Origin of the sequence: Pseudomaricurvus albidus, from assembly GCF_018863235.1 — a bacterium.
In the GTDB taxonomy this organism is placed as follows: domain Bacteria; phylum Pseudomonadota; class Gammaproteobacteria; order Pseudomonadales; family Cellvibrionaceae; genus Pseudomaricurvus; species Pseudomaricurvus albidus.
The window spans coordinates 184,018-198,719 of sequence record NZ_JAHKRS010000007.1 but is presented as its reverse complement, the minus strand read 5'-3'; the positions used below and the strand labels follow the sequence as shown (position 1 = coordinate 198,719).

General features: G+C 50.9%; 16 protein-coding genes, 2 tRNA genes and 1 riboswitch. Of the genes, 6 read left to right on the top strand and 12 right to left on the bottom strand.

The window, feature by feature from the left end:
- The first annotated feature begins 8 nt into the window (after window positions 1-8).
- The 5 genes from KOI40_RS12995 (at window position 9) to ychF (ending at window position 3,974) form a co-directional block, all read left to right on the top strand.
- Window positions 9-83, top strand: a tRNA-Gln gene (locus KOI40_RS12995).
- 207 nt (window positions 84-290) lie between these two features.
- Complete coding sequence (locus tag KOI40_RS12990; RefSeq protein WP_233710265.1) at window positions 291-1,220, top strand: ribose-phosphate pyrophosphokinase; 930 nt, start codon at window positions 291-293, stop codon at window positions 1,218-1,220.
- 168 nt (window positions 1,221-1,388) lie between these two features.
- A complete protein-coding gene (locus tag KOI40_RS12985) occupies window positions 1,389-2,027 on the top strand; it encodes a 50S ribosomal protein L25/general stress protein Ctc (protein ID WP_216097953.1) in 639 nt (212 codons plus the stop codon).
- 108 nt (window positions 2,028-2,135) lie between these two features.
- Window positions 2,136-2,717: an aminoacyl-tRNA hydrolase gene (gene pth, locus KOI40_RS12980; protein WP_216097952.1), complete on the top strand. Its 582-nt coding sequence runs from the start codon at window positions 2,136-2,138 to the stop codon at window positions 2,715-2,717.
- Between the two features lie 165 nt (window positions 2,718-2,882).
- Window positions 2,883-3,974: a redox-regulated ATPase YchF gene (ychF, locus tag KOI40_RS12975; protein WP_216097951.1), complete on the top strand. Its 1,092-nt coding sequence runs from the start codon at window positions 2,883-2,885 to the stop codon at window positions 3,972-3,974.
- A gap of 85 nt (window positions 3,975-4,059) precedes the next feature.
- Here the strand turns inward: ychF and KOI40_RS12970 are convergent, their stop codons facing one another.
- The 7 genes from KOI40_RS12970 to cobO (KOI40_RS12940) form a co-directional block, all read right to left on the bottom strand.
- Entirely contained in the window at window positions 4,060-5,301 is a 1,242-nt protein-coding gene (locus KOI40_RS12970; RefSeq protein WP_216097950.1) for a sterol desaturase family protein, read from the bottom strand.
- 254 nt (window positions 5,302-5,555) lie between these two features.
- Window positions 5,556-5,632: transfer RNA gene (locus KOI40_RS12965), tRNA-Met, on the bottom strand.
- A gap of 166 nt (window positions 5,633-5,798) precedes the next feature.
- A complete protein-coding gene (locus KOI40_RS12960; protein WP_216097949.1) occupies window positions 5,799-6,173 on the bottom strand; it encodes an META domain-containing protein in 375 nt (124 codons plus the stop codon).
- A gap of 68 nt (window positions 6,174-6,241) precedes the next feature.
- Window positions 6,242-6,787, bottom strand: coding sequence for a DUF2780 domain-containing protein (locus KOI40_RS12955; protein ID WP_216097948.1), 546 nt, complete (start codon window positions 6,785-6,787; stop codon window positions 6,242-6,244).
- Between the two features lie 119 nt (window positions 6,788-6,906).
- A complete protein-coding gene (locus tag KOI40_RS12950; RefSeq protein ID WP_216097947.1) occupies window positions 6,907-8,256 on the bottom strand; it encodes a cobyrinic acid a,c-diamide synthase CobB in 1,350 nt (449 codons plus the stop codon).
- On the bottom strand, window positions 8,256-8,867 hold the full coding sequence (cobO, locus tag KOI40_RS12945; RefSeq protein ID WP_216097946.1) for a cob(I)yrinic acid a,c-diamide adenosyltransferase: 612 nt from the start codon (window positions 8,865-8,867) through the stop codon (window positions 8,256-8,258). Before cobO (KOI40_RS12945) ends, KOI40_RS12950 begins: the two co-directional genes overlap by 1 nt.
- A gap of 28 nt (window positions 8,868-8,895) precedes the next feature.
- Window positions 8,896-9,507, bottom strand: a complete 612-nt coding sequence (gene cobO, locus KOI40_RS12940) for a cob(I)yrinic acid a,c-diamide adenosyltransferase (protein WP_216097945.1) — start codon at window positions 9,505-9,507, stop codon at window positions 8,896-8,898.
- A 222-nt stretch (window positions 9,508-9,729) separates the two neighbouring features.
- A riboswitch (cobalamin riboswitch) is annotated at window positions 9,730-9,898 on the bottom strand.
- Window positions 9,899-10,103: 205 nt separating this feature from the next.
- Here cobO (KOI40_RS12940) and KOI40_RS12935 point away from each other — a divergent pair.
- Window positions 10,104-10,670 carry a lipid-binding SYLF domain-containing protein gene (locus KOI40_RS12935; RefSeq protein WP_216097944.1) on the top strand — a complete coding sequence of 189 codons (567 nt, stop codon included), beginning with the start codon at window positions 10,104-10,106 and terminating at the stop codon, window positions 10,668-10,670.
- Between the two features lie 65 nt (window positions 10,671-10,735).
- Here the strand turns inward: KOI40_RS12935 and KOI40_RS12930 are convergent, their stop codons facing one another.
- Genes KOI40_RS12930 through KOI40_RS12910 form a run of 5 tightly spaced genes read right to left on the bottom strand, consistent with a single transcriptional unit; the run spans window position 10,736 to window position 14,702 of the window.
- Window positions 10,736-11,470, bottom strand: coding sequence for a hypothetical protein (locus tag KOI40_RS12930; protein WP_216097943.1), 735 nt, complete (start codon window positions 11,468-11,470; stop codon window positions 10,736-10,738).
- The gene (locus tag KOI40_RS12925) at window positions 11,467-12,273 is read right to left on the bottom strand and encodes an FTR1 family protein (protein ID WP_216097942.1); all 807 of its coding nucleotides are present in this window, start codon (window positions 12,271-12,273) and stop codon (window positions 11,467-11,469) included. The genes KOI40_RS12930 and KOI40_RS12925 overlap by 4 nt, the downstream gene beginning before the upstream one ends.
- Before the next feature lie 11 nt (window positions 12,274-12,284).
- Entirely contained in the window at window positions 12,285-12,653 is a 369-nt protein-coding gene (locus KOI40_RS12920) for a cupredoxin domain-containing protein (protein WP_233710250.1), read from the bottom strand.
- A gap of 1 nt (window position 12,654) precedes the next feature.
- Complete coding sequence (locus KOI40_RS12915) at window positions 12,655-14,019, bottom strand: ATP-binding protein (RefSeq protein WP_216097941.1); 1,365 nt, start codon at window positions 14,017-14,019, stop codon at window positions 12,655-12,657.
- Window positions 14,020-14,036: 17 nt separating this feature from the next.
- Window positions 14,037-14,702: a response regulator gene (locus KOI40_RS12910; protein WP_216097940.1), complete on the bottom strand. Its 666-nt coding sequence runs from the start codon at window positions 14,700-14,702 to the stop codon at window positions 14,037-14,039.

Genomic DNA, 14,702 nt, shown 5'->3' with positions numbered 1-14,702 from the left:
AACACTACTGGGGTGTAGCCAAGCGGTAAGGCAGCGGGTTTTGATCCCGTCATGCGAAGGTTCGAATCCTTCCACCCCAGCCATTTTTATGAACTCTGTCGCCAAGTACAGAGCCAAACAAGGACAGCTGATCTGAGAAGGTCGGCTGTTTTTGTATTAGCAGCCGTGATGGGCGCTCACAACAAGCAGACTACTCAATGTCGACACGTGGCCTCAATTTTCAAAAAACTGCTAACCTCTCATTACAGATTTGTTCAAACCAAGAAAAGGTACCGCTCGTGTCTGATTTAATGGTCTTCACCGGCAACGCTAACCCCGAACTGGCCAATCTGATCGTGGATCGCCTGGGCATCCCCATGGGAGACGCCACCGTCAGCAAATTCTCAGACGGCGAGATCAACATCGAACTGAATGAAAACGTTCGCGGACGGGATGTCTTCGTGGTGCAATCTACCTGCGCACCGACCAACGACAACCTGATGGAGCTGATCGTGATGGTCGACGCACTGCGTCGTGCCTCTGCTGCCCGCATTACCGTCGTGGTACCCTACTTCGGCTACGCCCGCCAGGATCGTCGGGTTCGCTCTTCACGAGTACCCATCACTGCGAAAGTGGTTGCCGACATGATGGTTGGCGCAGGCATTGACCGCGTTTTGACCGTTGACCTGCACGCCGAACAAATCCAGGGCTTCTTCGACGTACCTGTCGACAACGTTTACGGCTCCCCGGTACTGCTCGATGACATCAACAAACAGGGCTACGAAGACCTGATTATTGTCTCTCCAGACATCGGCGGCGTGGTTCGCGCACGCGCACTGGCCAAACAACTGGGCATCGAGCTGGCAATCATCGACAAACGTCGCCCGAAAGCCAATGTGGCTGAGGTCATGAACCTCATCGGTGACGTAGAAGGTCGCACCTGCCTGCTGGTCGATGACATGGTTGATACCGCGGGCACCCTTTGTGGTGCCGCCAAAGCCCTGAAAGATTTCGGCGCCAAGAAAGTCATCGCTTACTGTACGCACCCTGTCCTGTCAGGCAAAGCAATGGACAACATCACCAATTCCGTTCTCGACGAATTAGTTGTCACCGATTCCATTCCTTTGAGTGACGCAGCGAAAAATTGTGGTAGAATCCGCCAGCTCACATTGTCGGTCATGCTGGCCGAAGCGGTACGCCGCTTGAGCAACGAAGAATCTCTGAGTGCCATGTTCCGCTAAAATCGGGCAAAAGGTTTACTAACCTCCTGATTTAGTTAGCATTTCACTTGGAAAACGCCGCTAAAGCCTGCCCATCCCCGATCCGGGGCAAGACGCAGGCTTTAGTGTTTTTAAATCTGCCAGGTTTCTGGTCGCGGAACCTGAACAGAACTTTTTGAGGAAAGACACATGTCTGAAGATTTTGTATTGAATGCCACAGTCCGTGAGGATGCGGGGAAAGGTGCGAGCCGCCGCCTGCGTCGTCTGGAAGGCCAGGTTCCTGCCATCGTTTACGGCGGCAAGAAAAACCCAGCCAACATCCAGATCCCACACAAAGATCTGGTTAAGCAACTGGAAAACGAAGCGTTTTACTCGCACATTATCACCATTAACATCGGTGACAAGAGCGAAGACGTTCTGCTGAAAGACCTGCAGCGTCACCCTTCCAAAGCGCTGATCCTGCACGCTGACTTCCTGCGCGTCTCCAAGACCAAGAAAGTTACCGTTAAAGTACCTCTGCACTTCCTGAACGAAGAAACCAGCAAAGGTATTAAAGAGCAAGGCGGTAAAGCCATCCACACCATGACTGAGCTGGAAATTGAATGTCTGCCAGCCAATCTGCCAGAGTTCATTGAAGTTGATCTGGCCGGTGTTGAACTGGGTCAAACCATCCACATCTCTGAGCTGACCCTGCCAAAAGGTGTAACTTCTGTTGCCCTGTCTCACGGTGAAGATCACGACGGTGCGGTAGTTTCTATCATCAAGCCTAAAGGCATGGCAGAAGCTGACGAATCCACCGAAGAAGGTGAGGAAGGCGGCGCCGAGTAATATTCGGCACAAGCCTCTGGGGCTGGCGACTATGCAGCCCTTGACGAACGGCCGGCGAGTGGAGACACTCCCGGCCGTTTTTGTTTGTTTACACTGGAATTCTAGTTTATGGACACGCCCATTCAGCTGATCGTCGGGCTGGGAAACCCCGGCAGCGAATACGACCAGACACGCCACAACGCTGGCGCCGACTTTGTCACTGAACTTGCCCGCCAATGCGGAGCCAGCCTGACGCCTGAAAAGAAGTTTTTTGGCAATATCGCCCAGGTGTCTATCGACAACCGCCCCATCCGCCTGCTGATTCCGGCCACTTACATGAACCGCAGCGGTCAGTCGGTGAGCGCACTGGCCAACTTCTACAAGATCCCGCCGGAAGCGATACTGGTCGCTCACGACGAGCTGGACATGCCTCCCGGCGTGGCCAAACTGAAAATTGGCGGCGGCCACGGCGGCCACAACGGTCTGCGCGATATCATCAGCTCGCTGGGCAACAACAACGGCTTTGCCCGTCTGCGCATTGGTATTGGCCACCCCGGCAACGCCAAACAGGTGGCCAGCTACGTACTCAAAAAAGCCCCCGCAGACGAGTTTAACAAGACCGAAGACAGCATTTACGCCGCCTGCAAAGTCATGCCTCAACTCACACGCGGTGAGTGGAATGCCGCCATGAAGGAACTTCACTCCTCCTGATTGGCTGAGACGGGCTTATACCCTGCGACGGCAGACAAAAAGCCTCAGCACATTCACCACCTCTGGTGTAGAATGTGCGCCTTTAACCATTGCGCTCCGGGGCTTGGCAGCCTTTGCTTATGGCACTCCGGGCACAAACAGACACTACTGAGACGAGATTCCATCATGGGTTTTAATTGCGGCATCGTCGGCCTGCCCAACGTCGGCAAATCCACACTGTTCAACGCCTTGACCAAGAACGGCATCGCTGCGGAAAACTTTCCCTTCTGTACCATTGAACCCAATGAAGGCACCGTCACCGTACCGGATCCACGCCAGGACAAGCTGGCGGAGATCGTCAAGCCAGAGCGTGTGATACCCACCACCATGGAATTCGTCGACATTGCCGGTCTGGTAGCAGGCGCCTCCAAAGGTGAGGGCCTGGGCAACAAGTTCCTCGCCAACATTCGCGAGACCGACGCCATCGCTCACGTGGTTCGCTGCTTTGAAGATGAAAACGTCATTCACGTGGAAGGCAAGATCAATCCTGCCGATGACATCGATGTCATCAACACCGAGCTGGCACTGGCCGACCTGGAAACCTGCGAGAAAGCACTTACCCGCTTTACCAAGCTGGCCAAAGGGCAAGACAAAGACGCCATGAAGATGAAGGCACTGATCGAAAAGATCCTGCCGCACCTGAACGAAGCACAACCTCTGCGCAGCTTTGGCCTGAACGATGACGAATTAAAACTGCTTCGCGACCTGAACCTCCTGACCCTCAAGCCCACCATGTACATCGCCAACGTCGATGAAGACGGCTTTGAAGACAATCCGTTTCTGGATATCGTGCGCGAAATTGCGGCGAAAGAAAACGCCGTCGTTGTACCCATCTGCAACAAGCTGGAAGCCGAAATTGCCGAGCTGGACGACGACGAAAAGGCTGAGTTCCTGGAAGATCTGGGCATGGACGAACCCGGTCTTAACCGGGTGATTCGCGGTGGCTATAACCTGCTGAACCTGCACACCTACTTCACCGCTGGCGTAAAAGAAGTGCGCGCCTGGACCATCCCTGTAGGTGCTACTGCTCCGCAGGCAGCCGGCAAGATCCACACCGACTTCGAGAAAGGTTTCATCCGCGCCGAGATCGTAGGCTATGAAGACTTTGTTGCCAACAATGGTGAACAGGGTGCAAAAGACGCCGGCAAATGGCGACTGGAAGGTAAGGACTATATCGTTGCCGACGGCGATGTTATCCACTTCCGTTTCAACGTATAACGCATCCTTACGATGAAACCCGGGCGGGGGGATATTTCCCCTCGCCCAAATCCTGCCGCGATTTCCTGCCTACAGTACAACCCCGCTAACCATTCTCCGCACGTCGTTCTTTGAGCACAAACCTGTCGCTTTTGAAAAGCACCAAATACACTATCGAGTTCAGCAACAGATAACCACCAAACACCATCGCACTGTCTGGTGACATAAGGTTCCAGGCCAACGCCAGGACGACCCACGACACGATTAACCGGGTACTCTCCCACCCCTCTCTTCGCCCCTCCAGCAACCATGCGGTTGTAATTAAAGGCAATGTGATCAGAACAAACCCCAGCAGCACCTGACTGTAACTCAGCGCTTTATAGTGCTCCAGAAAGAACACCAGCAAAGGCACTGCCGCCGCCAACTGAAACAGACAATACCACTGGGCAACCCTGGGGGCAGAAGGGTTGTATTTGTGGAAGTTATCCAGATCACTGAGCTGTGAGGGATACGCCTGCTGCACATCAGCAGGCCGCCAGCCTGTTGGCATAAACCAGATTCGACACTTGTCCCACCAACTCGCGGTATGCCACGCATCGCGAACCAAAGAGAACCACACCTGGCAATTGGCCCACACAGGGTTTAGCGAATGCAACGGCGAGCGGGCACCATAGATCGTTTCCACATGATCCAGCTCAGGCTGAAAGGTGCCAAACAGCCGGTCCCATACAATGAACACACCACCGTGATTTTTATCGATGTACTCAGGGTTCTGTCCGTGATGCACCCGATGATTGGATGGCGTCACCATCACATGCTCCATCCACCCCAACTTATCGATATGCTGTGTGTGCACCCAGAATTGGTAAATCAGATTAAGCGCACCACACGTTAAGTACACCTCAAGCGGAATACCCAGCATCAACAGAGGCACGCCAAACACCCAGCCCCAGATTTCACTGCTGGTTTGCCGTAATGCGGTGGTGAGATTGTAATCTTCACTCTGATGGTGAATGGCGTGGCCCGCCCAGAACACATTCAGGGAATGGCCCGTGCGGTGTAGCCAGTAATACATAAAATCGTAGGCGACAAACGTGAACACCCACGTCCACAGACTGGAACTGTCCCACTCCATCAACCGAACCTGGGGCAGCAAGCGATCGATCACCAGACCACCCAGACTGAATATCACCAGAGTGCTGGAACGACTGAGAATCCCCAGAGACAGGCTGCCAAAGGCATCGTTAAAACGGTAATAGCCTGTACCGCGACGACGATCCACCCACAACTCCAGCGCAATAGCCAACAGAAACAAAGGCGTCGCCAGGAGCAAAATCAGATCTTTCATACAGACTCTCTTTTGTATGACCGCAACGGACAACCCGGTCAACTTATTATAGTGAGAACAATGTATGCCCAGAGGATAAGCGGCGCAATGACCAATACGGCCAGATAGAGGTCAATTCGTGACACGCAGGCTGCGACAGAAAATAAACCATTAAAGGTATTGTGAGGACAAACAGAAGGAAGAAAGGTACGGGGGAAATTTTTGATCCCCCAAAAACAAGAAAACCCGCATAGGGCGGGGTTTCTATCGAAAAATGGTAGCTAGGGGCGGACTTGAACCGCCGACCCCAGCATTATGAGTGCTGTGCTCTAACCAGCTGAGCTACCTAGCCATCGTTTCGAGGTGCGCTATTCTGCTTATTTGCCTGTTGCTTGTCAAGGCTCTAAGCAACTGATTTTCATGAATTTACGCGAGCCAGACAGAATAACCAATCCGGCTCTGGATATCTGCACTATAAACCTTTGCTAGCGTGGCTCGAAACCTCTGAAAGCGTGGTTTCAGGGAGCCTTGTCACCGCCATCGTTCCAGCGCCCCCCCCGAAACAGCTCAACGCCCTGGTCATCATAGAGATACATCAGTCCCTTATCCGACTTCCAGCTGTGAGCCCGCTTCAAGGCAGCAAGAAATCGACTTTCCTGCTCCATCAAGGCCCGTGGACATAATTTGCGGGTAGTCGCCAGCTCACCGACTACGATGGCTCCTTCTTCGATACGGTAGGTACCGTTAAACCGGTTACAGCTGGCGTTGCCGCTCAGGGTCATATCGTCCCCGAACTGGTAGTGGGCGGGGCTGTAATCCATGACGCCACGCCCCTCGATATAGTCTACATGCCATTTACCCGCTAACGGCGCTGCGTTATCAGATTCGTTCACCGCACACCCTCCTGCGACCAGTGTGAAGCCCAGGACAACAGACAATAGATAAGATTTTCTCATTGATATCACCATAACTCTTGCAGCGCTCCAACCAATTCACCACCACCATTGTCGCCCACGTAGGACTCAATCAGCGGGGTAAACTGATCCACCATGGACGGATCCATCCCCAGTCCACTGAAGGCTGTTTTCACGGAATCCATGCTGCTGACATTGCTCATAAGGCTGCCCATCAGACTGCCGGAGCCCGTTTCGCTGCCACTCTTATTAAAGGCCGGGAACATTTGATTTAGCTGATCAGCGTATTCCGGAGGGAGACTGGAGCTGGCATATCCCACCAGAGCGCCCAGACCTCCAATCGCCTGATTTTTGGAAATTCCCAACTGGTTGCTCACCATACCCACCAAGCCATCTGCCATTGCCGAGCCTGTGGTGGCGGTAGCCTCCTGAGTGCCGGAGACGGCTTCCGCCGCTGAGCTGGCCGCCTTCTGGACATCCGAATCCGTGCCGCCAAGCAGACCACCCAGGTCAAAAGCTTGAGCAGCAGAACTCAAAGCCAAAGCGGCAAGTAGAGGACAAAAAGTTTTTAATACATAACGAGATACCGTCATAGAGCTTTCCTTAAATCAGATTAGATCCATTGCTTTTAGAATATAGAAGAAAATGAGCCACTCACAACCAACAGAAAAATGTTCGCCCATTTTTCAACAACCCACTATGAAAGGGTGCGCTAAGCTTTAGACATCGAGCCAAATAGTCTGGCAATGGCTTCCGGGTTCGACGGAAAAAACAAATGCAGGTAACTGGCTGTCAGCCCTTGCTGACGATAGACTGATTCTCCCGGTGCGGGATGACGCTGGCGACGCCCATACGCCAGCGGCTCAGGGGTTGAGCGACTGAGTGACCGATGGTGAGAGTGACCACGAACATCACCTTCCGGCAAGGGTGCTGTTTGCATTCCCTGGCAACCGCCTTTGTTGCGCATCACCGCCTCGCCTGACAGCAATCCAAGCATCGGGAAAGATTGTCCCGCCAGATCAACCAAATGATCCAGGCAATACATAAACCCGCCGCACTCTGCCAGTATCAATTTTCCTGACTGATAAAATGCCTGAATGGCGTCACGCATTCGGCCATTTGCGGACAACTGTTCGACATGCAGCTCGGGATACCCTCCCGGTAACCAGAGTGCATCAGCATCCGGTAACGACGAATCAGTCAACGGAGAAAAGAACACCACCTCTGCGCCAAAGTGTTGTAGCAACTCCAGATTGGCGCGATAAATAAACGTAAATGCGGCATCCCGGGCCACAGCGATGATTTTGCCCTGCAGAACATCTTTGGTGTTGGCGTACGCCTTCAGACGATCTTCTTGCAGTGCTGGCGCAACCGGTGAAAACGCAACCGCGTCAGGCAACTGGGTTAATCCACTGGTTTGTAGCCAGTCTGCGCCACGCTCTAAACGCTCTTCAATTTCAGTTTCGACTTCACTGGGCTGAACCAACCCCAGATGACGTTCAGGCAATGCCACGGCATCATCCCGACCCAGGGTTGCCAACAGAGGCAGATCATCGGGAAGCGCCTCCTGAATTAACTGAGCGTGCCTTTCTGTCCCGCAGCCATTGGCAATCAGACCGGCGATCTGTAAATCGTCCCGGTAACCCGCCAGTCCAACCGCAATCGCCGCCGCGGTTTGCGCCATGCCTTTAACATCCATCAACAGCGCCACTGGCACACCAAAGGTCACAGCCAGATCGGCGCTGGAGGGCTCACCATCAAACAAGCCCATCGCGCCTTCAATCAGGATCAGATCGGAGATGACTGCAGCTTCATATAAAGCCTGACGACAGAAAGCTTCTCCGGACATCCACAGGTCCAACGGTTCAACCGGGTTCCCTGATGCCTGCTCGAGGATTTGCGGGTCCAGATAATCCGGTCCGGTTTTAAACACCCGGACCTTGTAACCCTGTCTCTTAAACAGGCGAGCCATAGCCGCTGTCACGGTGGTTTTTCCCTGACCCGAAGAAGGAGCCGCAATAAAGAGCGCTGGGCAAAAAGCGGTTGAAGACGCCGCAGTCATCAGAACTCAATGCCTTGCTGAGCTTTCACGCCAAGCCGAAAGGCATGGCGTTCATCCTGAATAACACTGATGGTATCGGCGATGTCCTGCAAGGGTGTGGCCATGGTGCGGCCGGTTATAATCACGTTTTGCATTTTAGGTCTCGCCTTGAGCGCCGCCACCACTGGCTCCACCTCAAGATAGCCATACTTGAACATGTAGCTCATCTCATCAAAAATCAGGATGTTGTAACTGTCGTCCTGCAACAACTTCTCAGCCACAGCCCAGGCTTGCTGAGCGGCCTCGATATCCTTGGCTTTGTCCTGTGTTTCCCAGGTAAAACCGTGCCCCATAACATGCCAGTCAATTTGGGGATGGTCCTGAAACAGCTTGTATTCGCCCGTTTGCAAACGACCCTTAATAAACTGAACCACCCCCGCTTTCTGACCATGCCCGACCGAACGCGCCATGGTGCCAAAGGCCGAGCTGCTCTTACCTTTGCCATTTCCCTTTAGCAGAATTAAAACACCACGTTCTTCCGTGGCTTTCGCAATACGCTCATCCACAATCGCTTTGCGTTTGGCCATCCGTTTCTGGTGAGCTGCCTGAGATTCATTACTTATGTCAGTCATCGCGTGTACTCAATATCTCAAACGGGGATCAGTAGTCGACGCCTTTACGCGCTTTAATGCCGGCTTTAAAGGCATGCTTGATTTCTTTGACTTCGGAAACGGTATCCATGATGTCTTTTAAGGCAGCGCCACCACCACGACCCGTGACCACCACACTTTGCTCGTAGGGTCTGTTTTTGATGGCGTTAATTACACGCTCTTCATCGAGGTATTTGTAGGCCAGCATATAGGTCAGCTCATCCATGACAACCAGATCGTAGCTGTCATCTTTCAACAAGGGCTCGACAAATGCCCAGGTTTCTTCTGCGGCTGCGATATCACCGCTGCGATCCTGTGTATCCCAGGTAAAGCCTGTTCCCATTTGATGAAAGGTAACTTCCGGGCAATGATCGCGCAGGTAAATCTCTTCACCGGATAATTGCTGGCCCTTGATAAACTGAACCACAGCCACCTTGTGACCATAACCCAGCGCACGCATGACGATACCGAATGCAGAGCTGGACTTGCCCTTGCCATTACCGGTCAACAGCAAAGCGACACCGCGCTCCAGTGACGCCTCTTCGATATTGGCATCTACTTTGGCCTTCTGTTTTTCCATGGCCGCTTTGTGTTTTTGATCTTTTTTATCTTGCTCAGACATGACTGTCCCCTGATCAGTGCCAACCCAAAACCTGAGAGGGCAATTCATCGATGTATACAAAGGGAAAATCAAAGAGGATAGATGCCCGTGAAAACCGGCATAAAAAGGAATCCACTTCGACGAGGCCCTCCGCGCTGTCGTCAGTTTAAAGCATCCCCGAAATGAGTTCTTGTCTGATCCGGCTAAACACAGCGTGTGAACCAAAAAAGTAGTCAAGGACTGTTTTCAGGAATGATCAGGGCTGGTATCGGGCTTCTGGTGTCAAAGGCAGCCATTAAAAATGACCAAAGATTAACCAGTTACCGTTGCGGGGGCAGCGTTGGACTTTAACCAAACTTCCCATTTAGCGAGGTACAGGCAAGTACTTCGCGCCCTAAATGTGGCAGGTACTGTATTCATACGGTGGTTTAAAGTCAACCAGCTCCCACGGGGCCGGGGTCGTCACGAGCCGTTGCCAACAGCGCAGTTTTCCGCAACAGATCACAGTTTTAATGATTACCGCGCCCTCTTCTATCGCTTGTTCATTTCGGTTCACAGTCCGTTCATTTTTTTTGTGATCTACTAAACTGGACTTAAGCAATCTCTTTGGAGTTTCTATGATGTACCGAATCAGTTCGTTTATTTTGGCTTTACTATTCACGGCAGGTGCCGTTGCAGGAACTGCCGATATTGAAAGAGAAAAAGCTCAAAAAATGCGCGCCGAGGTTCTGCAACGACTCTATAAAGAAGAGCCCGGCACAGAAGAGGATATTAAAAATGCTGCTGGTTATGCCGTTTTCTCAAACGTTGGCATCAACTTCGTTTTTCTCTCCGGTGCTGGCGGCACAGGCATTGCTCACAACAACAGCAACGGTAAAGACACTTATATGAACATGGCTGCGGCCGGTGTTGGCTTGGGTCTGGGCGTGAAAGATTTCCGTGCGGTGTTTATCTTCCATACCGCCGAAGCTTACCAAAAATTCATTGAAAGCGGCTGGGACTTTTCAGGCCAGGCTGACGCCGCTGCAAAATCCACAGGCAAGGGCAATGAAACCAGTGTGGCAGCAACCGCTGTACCCAATGTCACCGTATATCAGCTGACAGAAGCAGGACTGACCATTCAGGCAACCCTGCAAGGAACCAAGTATTGGCCAAGCAGCAAATTGAACAGCCCGAATTACTAAACGCTGGAATGGCCCTCCCGATTTACACGGGAGGGCTTTAAACTTGTTTATTTTCCCAGTGTTGCTCAGAACTCATACTCAAGTGAGAACTTCCAGGTCTGATCGGCCGTTTCACTATCGACACCCAGTATCACACCAAACTCCCACATCAGCTGTTTTCGACCACCCAACCTTTGAGTCCCGGAAACAACCGGCCCTACCCCTTGAGTAGCATCACTCCAATAGACCTCCAGGGCTGGTTCAAGAGTCGCCCGATACCGATACCGCAACTGACCTGAAAAAGCGGTTTCAAATTCGTTCTCGATATCATTGCCCCACTCGTATGCCAGCGTCAGGTTTGCCGTTCCAACCCAGCGCGACCATTGATGAAGCATGATCAATGTAGAGCTGGCTTCGCGAATATGTTGATCCCGTTCAGCTTCAAGTTCAAACATCAGTCCCCAATCACTGCTGTATTCGCCTTGCTCGGTCAGCTGCCACTTGAATTCAGCCTCAATAGCAGACAGATCAAAATCATCATCCGGAGTTTTGTCTCCAATAAAATACAACTCCGTAAACAGGCGATCGGACCAGGACATGCCTGCACCAAACTTATGGGTTTGCACATTATCTTTGGCTTTATCTTCGTCATTCTGATGCAAAAGCCGATATTCAAGTTCTTTTTCCAATTGATTGACGTACGGGTCATACACCTTATCAATGGTAGAACTGTCAGCCAGCACCTGCAAAGGCACCAAAGAGACAATCAGAACATAGCTTTTGCTTCTGGAAAGTAACCGTTTGATGTGAGGTATTTTCATGTTAACTCAGAAGAGACTCTGCGAGATTTCAAAAAATAATGGACACCAATCACAATGACTGGAATCAACAATAATGACCCTATATACATCAGGGCTTCTATCTGAGTCGGTGAGGCCTCATAACCAAATATGGCATACACCAACTGTCCGATAATGGAAGATTCAGACAAAAAGAAACTGGTATTCCAAACTGGCTCCGTAGATGGCAGCCAATCAACCTGTACCAGAAGCTGAGTCGCCTGAATAACCATTCCACCGGCCACCAGCATCATTAAACTCAATTGAATAATGCGAGATATTGGTTTTCTCTGCATCATGATGATGTAGTAACAGAGAGCACCCACACTGACACCAATCATCAATCCCACAAAGCCGCTGGTCATCGCTTTCACCATGACATCCCGGTCTGTCAGGTACCCGAGGAAAAAGATCATTATTTCTGATCCCTCCCTGACACAGGCCAAGACCACCGATATGCCCAGAAAGGTGGCCATAACATGTCGGGATGAGGGCAATGGTAATTTTTGCCAATTGAAACTCAGCACACAAATGACCACCAAACACCAATACAGCGAATACTGCAAAAGTGCATTAACAACCTCTTGGCCAGCATAATCAAACCACTGAGATATTGCCCCCAGATAGCGAGCATACAAGAACGATCCTGCAATACCGGCGATCAGGGCTACCGCAAACCAACGGCCTTGTATTTCCAGCTGCCGCCCTACTGTGAGCAACACACTCATCAGTATGCCGGCCTCCAGAGTTTCACGTAACACGATAACAATTGCATTTAACAGCACTCAGCACACTCCTACCGGGCTATGATTTTTCCCTGAGCGGTGGAAATATTAAACTCACCAAAAAAGGGATATTCACCCGGAGGCAAAGGTCCAACAAAAATAACCGTTTGGCTGTTTCCCAGAATGACCTTTTCCCGATTCAGCTCATAACTTTCAAACTCTTCCGGGGTGTCATCACGGTTAATAACCCTCAGACGCACTTTGGTATTCGCTGGAATAACAATTTCTGCGGGATAAAAAAGATGATTCTTGATTTCGAGAGTGAACGTAGGGGCAGCCCAAACAGCCCCGATAGACACGGCATTCATCAAAACAGTAAACACACAAAACCGTAACGTTGAAACCCACCTGCTTTGTAAAATAACTTTATTTTTAATCATTCTAATGAACCGGATTCTCTCGAGCAGGTAGGTTAATGGTGACACAAAGTCCGCCAAGCGCTTCAGACTGACCCAGTGTAATCGATCCCTTATGCAAACGGACAATATGCTCGACTATCGACAGCCCCAACCCACTCCCGATAATGTTGGAATCATGCTGGTCGCCTCCGAGACGGTAAAACCGGTCAAATACTCGCTTATGGCTGTCTTCTGGTATCCCTGGGCCTGAATCCTCCACCCGTAATACAATGCCATCCATTTCTGCTGTCTTATCACTCAATGGTTGCAGCGTTATCAAAATATCCCCCTTTTCAGGAGTGTATTTGACCGCATTGTCTACCAGATTTCTCAGCAAAGTCGTCATCGCTATCGGATCACTCTTTATACTGACCGAATCAGCATCCAGTTCGATTTTTTGATCTTTAGCCAGACAGCTTTCATAGAAACTGGCGACCACTTCACGGGCAATCTTAGTTACATTAACCACCTCGATATTCGAACTGTGCTCTTGTGAAGCCGTCCGATAAAGGGACAACAACTGCTCAATAGAGCTTCCAATTCTATCGGCACTGTTAATCAATGCCTGATAATCTTCCGCATCAATATGACTGTTACGCGCCAGATTGTGTAAATTGATTTTCAAGACAGACAAAGGAGTTCTTAATTCATGCGCAGCATCGGCTGTAAAACGCTTTTCCCTTTCAAACGCATCCGACAAACCATTTAACAATTCATTGGTAGAATCTACCAGTACCAACAACTCTGAAGGGTAACCTTCGCGGTTCAACACAGTAAAATCATCCGACTTTCTATGCCCCAGCAAACCTGCCAATCGATGCAGGGGCTTGAGACCAACACCGACAATGACCCAGATCAAAATGCCAAGCAACGGCAAAACCCAAATAATGGGCAATACGGATTCAAGAATAATCCCTTCTGTTAGCGCCGAGTAGCTGCTTTCCTGTACACCTACCACGACACGAACCGAGTTGCCCGTCGTATCATCAAACTCCCTGGAAATCACACGCCAGCTATGGCCCTGATAACTGACCCGATGCAATTGCTGATCACTGAGTGGACTTAAAGGCAGAAGTTCTTTGTCCGGAGCGTTTTCGGAGCGGAAACGGAGAGTGTTATCTTCCGACCAAAGCTGAAACCATATATCTGAAGAGTAATGATCCAGAATACGCGCATCATGGGTCTTCTCGATGACTGCAGCCAGCTTCCCCAGATCAACCAAATGACGATCAATAAGATCTTCGGCCTCAACCAGACTGCTGCGGTAACCATGCATTACAGCCACAAAAGTGACCAGACAAATGGTCGACAACAAGACAACAACCAAAAACGTTCTAATGGATCGCACGTCAACAACCGTCGATATCAGTTAGTAGGTTTACTGATACTGTAACCGACACCGCGCACCGTTTTGATAAAGTCAGCGGGTAATTTTTTTCGAAGATTACTCACATGCACCTCTATGGCATTGCTCACCACTTCTTCTCCCCAACCATACAGCTTCTGCTCCAGCATTTCTTTGGTTTGCACCCGACCGGAATTTTCCATCAGCGCCATCAACAACATATATTCTCGCCGTGAAACTTTGACAGGGATATTGTCTACCAACACCTCGTGATGACGTGTATCCAATGACACCCCATGCAATTCAATTTTGCTGTTTTGAGAAGTCCCAAGGCGGCGGGCAACCACTCTCAGCCTGGCCAGCAACTCATCCATTTCAAAGGGTTTGGAAAGATAGTCATCCGCTCCGGTATCCAATGCCATGACTTTATCATCAAGGCCGTCCCGGGCAGTCAGAATCAGAACCGGTAGCGAACGATGACTGCTGCGGATACCTTGAAGTACCTGCAACCCATCAATATCAGGTAACCCCAGGTCCAATATCACCATATCGGGTGCTTCCGTTTTTACCGAGAGAACTGCCTCGCGCCCATAAGGAACATGATTAACGGTAAACCCCTCCCTGCGCAGGGCTTTAACCAATCCGGCGGCCAAATCCAGATCGTCTTCTACCAACAGGACATTCAC

What these genes read in the sequence shown, in the direction of transcription:
- KOI40_RS12990 (WP_233710265.1), top strand. Translation starts at nt 291, where the DNA reads ATGGTCTTCACCGGCAACGCTAACCCCGAACTGGCCAATCTGATCGTG.
- KOI40_RS12985 (WP_216097953.1), top strand. Translation starts at nt 1,389, where the DNA reads ATGTCTGAAGATTTTGTATTGAATGCCACAGTCCGTGAGGATGCGGGG.
- pth (WP_216097952.1), top strand. Translation starts at nt 2,136, where the DNA reads ATGGACACGCCCATTCAGCTGATCGTCGGGCTGGGAAACCCCGGCAGC.
- ychF (WP_216097951.1), top strand. Translation starts at nt 2,883, where the DNA reads ATGGGTTTTAATTGCGGCATCGTCGGCCTGCCCAACGTCGGCAAATCC.
- KOI40_RS12970 (WP_216097950.1), bottom strand. Translation starts at nt 5,301, where the DNA reads ATGAAAGATCTGATTTTGCTCCTGGCGACGCCTTTGTTTCTGTTGGCT.
- KOI40_RS12955 (WP_216097948.1), bottom strand. Translation starts at nt 6,787, where the DNA reads ATGACGGTATCTCGTTATGTATTAAAAACTTTTTGTCCTCTACTTGCC.
- KOI40_RS12950 (WP_216097947.1), bottom strand. Translation starts at nt 8,256, where the DNA reads ATGACTGCGGCGTCTTCAACCGCTTTTTGCCCAGCGCTCTTTATTGCG.
- cobO (WP_216097946.1), bottom strand. Translation starts at nt 8,867, where the DNA reads ATGACTGACATAAGTAATGAATCTCAGGCAGCTCACCAGAAACGGATG.
- cobO (WP_216097945.1), bottom strand. Translation starts at nt 9,507, where the DNA reads ATGTCTGAGCAAGATAAAAAAGATCAAAAACACAAAGCGGCCATGGAA.
- KOI40_RS12935 (WP_216097944.1), top strand. Translation starts at nt 10,104, where the DNA reads ATGATGTACCGAATCAGTTCGTTTATTTTGGCTTTACTATTCACGGCA.
- KOI40_RS12930 (WP_216097943.1), bottom strand. Translation starts at nt 11,470, where the DNA reads ATGAAAATACCTCACATCAAACGGTTACTTTCCAGAAGCAAAAGCTAT.
- KOI40_RS12920 (WP_233710250.1), bottom strand. Translation starts at nt 12,653, where the DNA reads ATGATTAAAAATAAAGTTATTTTACAAAGCAGGTGGGTTTCAACGTTA.